Source organism: Ruegeria sp. BHSA123 (genome assembly GCF_059613425.1).
The window spans coordinates 1-6,569 of the sequence record NZ_JBXWSL010000104.1 but is presented as its reverse complement, the minus strand read 5'-3'; the positions used below and the strand labels follow the sequence as shown (position 1 = coordinate 6,569).

At 55.9% G+C, this 6,569-nt stretch carries 6 protein-coding genes and 1 pseudogene; 2 read left to right on the top strand and 5 right to left on the bottom strand.

Features of this window, described 5'->3' with window-relative positions:
* Nucleotides 1-764: ABC transporter transmembrane domain-containing protein (locus tag AC2FNC_RS19610; RefSeq protein WP_496716381.1), on the bottom strand; the 764-nt coding region annotated here is incomplete at its 3' end.
* A 250-nt stretch (nucleotides 765-1,014) separates the two neighbouring features.
* Between AC2FNC_RS19610 and AC2FNC_RS19605 the strand changes: the two genes are divergently transcribed.
* Nucleotides 1,015-1,776 carry a DUF6478 family protein gene (locus AC2FNC_RS19605; protein ID WP_480477194.1) on the top strand — a complete coding sequence of 254 codons (762 nt, stop codon included), beginning with the start codon at nucleotides 1,015-1,017 and terminating at the stop codon, nucleotides 1,774-1,776.
* A gap of 11 nt (nucleotides 1,777-1,787) precedes the next feature.
* The gene (locus AC2FNC_RS19600; protein ID WP_480554921.1) at nucleotides 1,788-2,147 is read left to right on the top strand and encodes a hypothetical protein; all 360 of its coding nucleotides are present in this window, start codon (nucleotides 1,788-1,790) and stop codon (nucleotides 2,145-2,147) included.
* Between the two features lie 137 nt (nucleotides 2,148-2,284).
* Here AC2FNC_RS19600 and AC2FNC_RS19595 read toward each other — a convergent pair whose 3' ends face one another.
* The 4 genes and pseudogenes from AC2FNC_RS19595 to AC2FNC_RS19580 form a co-directional block, all read right to left on the bottom strand.
* On the bottom strand, nucleotides 2,285-3,625 hold the full coding sequence (locus tag AC2FNC_RS19595) for a S41 family peptidase (protein WP_480494176.1): 1,341 nt from the start codon (nucleotides 3,623-3,625) through the stop codon (nucleotides 2,285-2,287).
* Between the two features lie 6 nt (nucleotides 3,626-3,631).
* A complete protein-coding gene (locus tag AC2FNC_RS19590) occupies nucleotides 3,632-4,762 on the bottom strand; it encodes a murein hydrolase activator EnvC family protein (RefSeq protein ID WP_480554919.1) in 1,131 nt (376 codons plus the stop codon).
* Nucleotides 4,759-6,276: a 2,3-bisphosphoglycerate-independent phosphoglycerate mutase gene (gene gpmI / locus AC2FNC_RS19585; RefSeq protein ID WP_496716379.1), complete on the bottom strand. Its 1,518-nt coding sequence runs from the start codon at nucleotides 6,274-6,276 to the stop codon at nucleotides 4,759-4,761. Before gpmI ends, AC2FNC_RS19590 begins: the two co-directional genes overlap by 4 nt.
* Before the next feature lie 103 nt (nucleotides 6,277-6,379).
* Nucleotides 6,380-6,569, bottom strand: a pseudogene (locus tag AC2FNC_RS19580) (phosphonate monoester hydrolase); the annotation flags it as partial.

Genomic DNA, 6,569 nt, shown 5'->3' with positions numbered 1-6,569 from the left:
AACTTCATAAAGAATTTCTTTTTGTAGATCTTGAACCGGATCTCGAACAAGGTTCCCAGCCTATGGCTGAACTGTGCCAGACGATACCGCCAGCCGCCATTCGTGCGCAGGTCGCTGATGCCCGCCGCGCTTTCCCCGATTTCCGAGCTCAGGCGCCGAACCTCCTGAATACGGTCCTTGTTCAGCAAATTGATCTGGCGTTGCAACTTGGGGATCAACCAGGCCTGAAGCGGGATCAGCGCGATGCTTGCCAGACCAAACCAGAGGCTTTGCATGAACAGAAAGGTGACGATTGTCATCATTTGGCCGAACTGAAACACCGGTTGCGCAATCGCATCCCCCATCAAGCCGCCCATCGGCTCGGCCTCGGATGTGATCATCGAGACCAGCTCTCCTTGGCTGGTGGTCGCGAAATAGGACTTTGGGAACCGCATCGAGCGTTGAATCAGGGTATAGCGAAGACGGCGCAGCATACGTTCGGACAAGATGCCTTTCATCGTATTGATGCGCATCTTCATCAAACCACTGGCGATCACAGTGGCCAGAAATAGAAAGCACAGTATCATCAGATACTGAACTTGAGACACTGTGATGCCCCAGACTGTCACCGTGTCGCCCGGCGCACCAATAGCGTCATTGATGATTTGTTTAGGCAGCTCCAGCGATGCATATAGAAAAGGGAAGGACAGGACCGTTAGCAGCAACAGGACAAGTTGCTGTTTTTTCGAATACTTCCAAATAAAAGAAAATAATGTGGGCTCCATAGCCTGGCCTTATCGATAGCTGAACTGATGTTTGGCTGTTCTGGGGTAACCCATTTTTAGGAAACAGACGGTAAGCACTGACCCGACGTATTGCAAGAATTGACGGCATCAGCCCCCCAATCCGGCACCTATCTTTTTTACGCTTACCCACCAACCTGAAAACGTAGCGCTCAAGTAGTGTTTTTGTGATTGCGGGTTTATTCCTACTCATTTCTTTGACTAAAGAAGGACATTATCGGACGAAGAGACCATGCGCAGGATTCTGGATCGCTATATTCATCGCCGGACGCTCGGCCGCTGGAGCCGGGCTGTGCGGCAGGCGCCAGATTCGGCGCAAGCCGAGTTGCGATTGAAACGCGATCAGGCACGCAGTCTGCGTGGGCAACTGGATCGCCTGATCCAACTGGCGGATGCGCGCCTGCTCCGTCCGAAAATAGGATCAACTCAGTTTCACCGGCCTGTCGGCACCGACTGGAGCTGGCGGCCCGGACTTTGGCGCGCGCCGTTGTTGCAATCCGGCATGGCCTCTGTTCCCCGTAGAACGGTTATGGACGATCAGGTCAGCTTGTTTCACGACTGCCCATTGACCGAAATCGTCGTGCGGCAAATCCGCAACCGGGGGGCAAGTGATCTGGCTCCGTTCAGTCTGGAGGTCGAGGTCTTTGGTTTCGAGGGTTCGTTCCTGTCGGTATCGATCGACTTGCCGCGTGAGGCCGCCCGCGACCTGACACGCGAGCATCTGATCCGGTTAGAAACCCTGATTGACTGCGAAAAACCATCGGGTGTGTTCGCACGTCTCAATGTTCAGCACGGACCCAATATGGAGCAGGTTTTGCGGCAACTGAACCCTTCTGACGCCGTGAACGCAGTTGAGTTTGACTTGGCTCACCTGCCCCTGAATGAACGCAGGATCGAAAAGATCTGGCTGGATCTAATTTTCGAAAAACCGGAAATGAACCGTATGAGTGTACGAGACCTTACGTTTTGCCGTTTCCATCGCGCCGACTTGTGAGACGATCAAAGATGACACAAACATCCCTGACCTTCATTCGGTTCGAAAACGGTATTTGGCACGGTTATGTTGAGGCCGAGCGGCAACCGGGATTGGAGGTTCGATATCTGGGGAAAGCACTGGAGGGAGTTGAGCTTTCGCCCGCAGACAACGGATGGGACCTGAATGTTCCGGTACCCGTGACAGCCCTGTCCGAAGGCGTGCACAGCTTCGTCATAGTCGACGCAGACGGCGTTGAGAAACTTGGGAGTTTCTCCATTATTGCAGGTGAACCAGCCGCCGATGATCTCAGGGCTGAAGTGGATCTTTTGCGCGCTGAGCTGGATATGCTGAAACGCGCTTTCCGACGGGTAAGCCGAGGAGACGGCTGAAACGCTTGCGAAGTCCGATGATCCATTCAGTTATGTGCACTAAGCGCGGTGCCTGCGTATTGAGCTGCTGGATGATGAAATAATATCCCGCGAGCCAGAAAGAAAAGGGCCGCGTTGTACGCGGCCCATTGGTTTGGTTATTGGGACGGCCCGTGCGGGGTGAACGCTGACAAGCCTTTAAGGATGTCTATGGCATATGCTAGTTGATAATCCTCTTTCCGCAGCTCGGCCGTGGCTTCGGCCCTAGCGCGATCTTCCTCAATCTGGCGAACTTCATCCTCGCTCAGGCTGTCATTGTTCAGGCTGCCGCGCAGGTCAGCTTCGGACCGGGTCCGCACATTACTCTCATCCTCTTCTTGTGCAGGTGCCGGGCGAGGCTGCTCAACAATGATGTCTGGACTGACGCCAAGGGCCTGGATCGAGCGTCCTGATGGCGTGTAATAGCGCGATGTGGTCAGGCGCATGGCACCGTCACCGCGCAGTGGCATGACCGTCTGCACGGATCCTTTACCAAAGCTCTTGGTGCCAACGACGATAGCGCGGCGATGATCCTGCAACGCACCGGCCACAATCTCGGACGCCGAGGCCGAGCCGCCATTGATCAGCACCACAATCGGCTTGCCTTCGGCCAGATCCCCGGGGGTTGCATTGAACCGCTCACCTTCGTTCGGATCGCGGCCGCGCGTAGAAACGATTTCGCCTTCGTTCAGGAACGCGTCCGACACTTTGATCGCCTGAGTCAACAGGCCGCCTGGGTTGTTGCGCAGGTCCAGAACAAAGCCGTTCACCTTGTCGATGCCACCTGCTTCGGCAATCTGCTCCTGCAAGCCTTCTTTCAGGTTCGGGAAGGTCTGGTCGTTGAACGTGGTTACACGCAGCACGACACTGGTGCCTTCGGTCCGTGCGCGCACAGCGGTCAACTTGATTGTGTCACGGATAATAGTGACGTCGAAGGGATCAGGTTCACCCTCACGTACGACGGTGATGATAATTTCGGACCCGACCGGGCCGCGCATCAGGTCAACCGCTTTGTCCAGCGTCAGGCCCAGAATGCTTTCACCGTCCACATGGGTAATGAAATCCCCGGCTTCGATTCCGGCTGCGTCGGCGGGGGTATCGTCAATGGGTGAGACGACTTTTACAAAGCCTTCTTCCTGCGTGACTTCGATACCCAACCCACCAAACTCGCCCCGGGTCTGCACGCGCATTTGTTCGGCATCGTCAGGAGAAAGATAACTCGAATGCGGATCAAGTGATGTCAACATGCCGTCAATCGCCGCCTCGATCAGTTCTTCGGGCTCAACCTCTTCGACATACTGTGCACGGATACGTTCAAAAATGTCGCCGAACAAATCCAGCTGTTCATAGACGCTTGCCTTGTTCTCGGCCTCCTGCGCCAGCAGGGGTCCTGCGATCTGAGTTGTTGCAAGAATACCTGCCACAGTTCCAGCCAGACCGGCCACCACAAATTTCTTCATACGCGTTTATCCATCCTTGTCGGTCCGAAACCACGATTCCGGGTCCACGGGGCGATTATCTTCTCTTACCTCTATATAGAGCGTTTCTGAGCGGTCAGTTCCAGTGCCATCACTGCTTGTTGACAAAATTGCGCCGATTTCCGGCATTTCACCGGGCATCAGGCCAACCGGTGTGCCCTCCGGGATCACCTGACCTGGCTGGCCATAGACCTCCTGCAAACCGGAAAATACGAACAAAAGACCCGATTGAGGCTCAAGGATGATTAGGTTCCCCAGGTCCAGCAGCGGCCCGCGATAGCGAATTGTCGCCGCGGTGGGCGAGGTGACCAAGGCGCGCGGGCGTGTACCCACAATCAGGCCGGGGCGCGTGACACCGGCGGCGTCCGTTTCACCGGCCTTGTGCAGCAAGATTCCCTGTACCGGCATTGATATCCGGCCTTTCCTGTCCAAGACACTGGCATTGCTGTCGAGGATCTCTCCCTCCGAGATCTCGGACAGACCACTTGCAAAGCCATCCAGTGTTTCGGTCGACGAGATCAAAATGGCCGTACGCACCGGGTCTTCCACGAAACGGCGGGGCAAATCCGTGCGGTCGGCGATTGCCTCGCTCAGACGGGTACGGGCCTCCTGAACGCCCGTTAGACCCTCTGTCAAAGTTTCCGAGGCCTTTTTCTGCAAGACACGCAATGTCTGCACTTCATTCAGGTCCTGCGCCAGTTCCTGCGCGCTGGCGTTCAGGCCAGGGGTGACCTCGGACAGTATAATACCTGCACGGGCCGCCCCCAACGGGCCGGACGGATGTAACATCAAGACGGGTGGTTCGGTCGTTTCAATGGTTTGCAGAACACCAAGCAATCGCCGGATTTCCTTTTCGCGCGCCCTCAATTCGGCACTCAATTGCGCCTCGCGGGTTGCCGCTTGGCGCAATCCCACCCGCATCGCGCCCAACCCGGCCTCATAGGCATGGATCGTCTCCGTAAGAGCATGGACCCGGTCCCGGGCGCTTTCGGCCTCGGATAACGCGATGGACGCCTGTTCGAGCATCTGCGCTGCGTCCAAAGCGGCCTTGGAGGCGTCTGGCTGGGCCAGTGCCGGCAAGGCTAAAAACAGACACACTGCCAGAGCAGCCATTTTCATGACAGCAGGCTTTCCCCGGTCATTTCCGGCGGTTTCGGCAATCCCATCAGCTCAAGCAGGGTCGGGGCAAGATCGGACAAACGTCCTTGGCGCAATTTCGCACCTTCAGGCCCGCCAAACAGCGCCACGGGAACAGGATTGAGCGTATGGGCCGTGTGCGGGCCGCCGGTCACAGGATCGACCATGACTTCGCAATTACCGTGATCGGCCGTGATAATCATCGCTCCCTTGACCTTTTCAAGAGCCGCAATGACTTGCGCCAACCCCTGATCGACGGCTTCACACGCTTTGATCGCAGCATTCAAATCACCTGTATGACCAACCATATCGGGATTGGCATAATTTGTAACAATCAAGTCATACCCTCCTTCGATGGCTTCGATAAATTTCGCCGTAACCTCTGCGGCCGACATTTCGGGCTGTAGATCGTATGTCGCCACTTTCGGCGAGCTCGGCATAAAGCGATCCTCGCCTAGTTCGGGCGTCTCCTTACCGCCATTCAGAAAGAACGTAACATGCGGGTACTTCTCGGTTTCAGCTAGTCTAAACTGCCGAAGCCCTTGCTTGGCGACCCATTCGCCCAGCGTATTCACAATCGAGCGCTTTGGAAAAACCGTGGTCATGTAAGCATTATGTCCATCGGAGTACTCGACCATGCCCAGCAGTGCTGAAAGCTTCGGGCGCGGTCCTGTCGCAAATTCGGAAAATCCTGGCTCTCCGATGGCGCGCAGAATTTCACGGGCACGGTCGGCGCGAAAGTTCAGGCAAAAGAAACCATCGCCATCGTTAATACCGTCATACCCCGTCAATACGGTTGGTGTGACGAACTCGTCAGATTCGGACTGGTTATAGGCGTGATCAACCGCGCCATGGGCACTGCTTGCTGTTCGGCCCTGCCCGTTGACCATTGCAGCATACGCTTCACTGACACGCTCCCAGCGATTGTCGCGATCCATGGCAAAGTACCGCCCGCTTACGGTGACGATGCGTGCGTTTTCGGGCAAGCGTTCTTCCAACTCAGCGATGTAAGTCAGAGCTGACCTTGGCGCGACATCACGCCCGTCCGTCACTGCATGTAGTGCAACCGGGACACCGGCATCCGTTATGACAGTGGTTGCGGCAACGATATGGTTCAGATGACCATGCACCCCACCATCCGAGATCAACCCCATCAGATGCGCAGTGCCGCCAGCGGATTTGACGCTGGCGATGAAAGCTTGCAGCGCTTCGTTTTCGAAGAAAGTCCGGTCTTCAATGGAAAGATCAATCTGGCCCAGATCCATGGCGACCACACGCCCTGCACCGATATTGGTGTGCCCGACCTCTGAATTTCCCATCTGTCCGCTTGGCAGACCCACATCGGGGCCGTGGGTGATCAGGGTTGAATGCGGACACTCAGACAGGATCGCGTCAAACGTCGGCGTGTTTGCCAGATAGGGTGCGTTGGCTTTTGTGTCCTCGGACAGGCCCCAACCATCAAGAATGCACAGGACAACAGGTTTGGGGGTGGCCATTGATGTACTCCGTTTTCTGCTCTTGGGTCACCTTCTATCCTTTGGACTTCAACGGGTGAACCACCTTTGCAATGATGAACAATTTTAACCGACACAGAGTGTGTTAGTCTTTTAGATAGCACCGGAATGGGCGCGCCTTGCGATTGCGGTATTTGACGGTCAGGTCCAACGGCGCATCGTTTTCATCATAAACGCCCAGAACAACACCCCTGCCCCGACTTTTGGTTCGCATTTCAATCAATTGCTGCTCGGACCGGGTTGTGCGCTGTGACGCCCGCCGCGTCCAGGCGAAC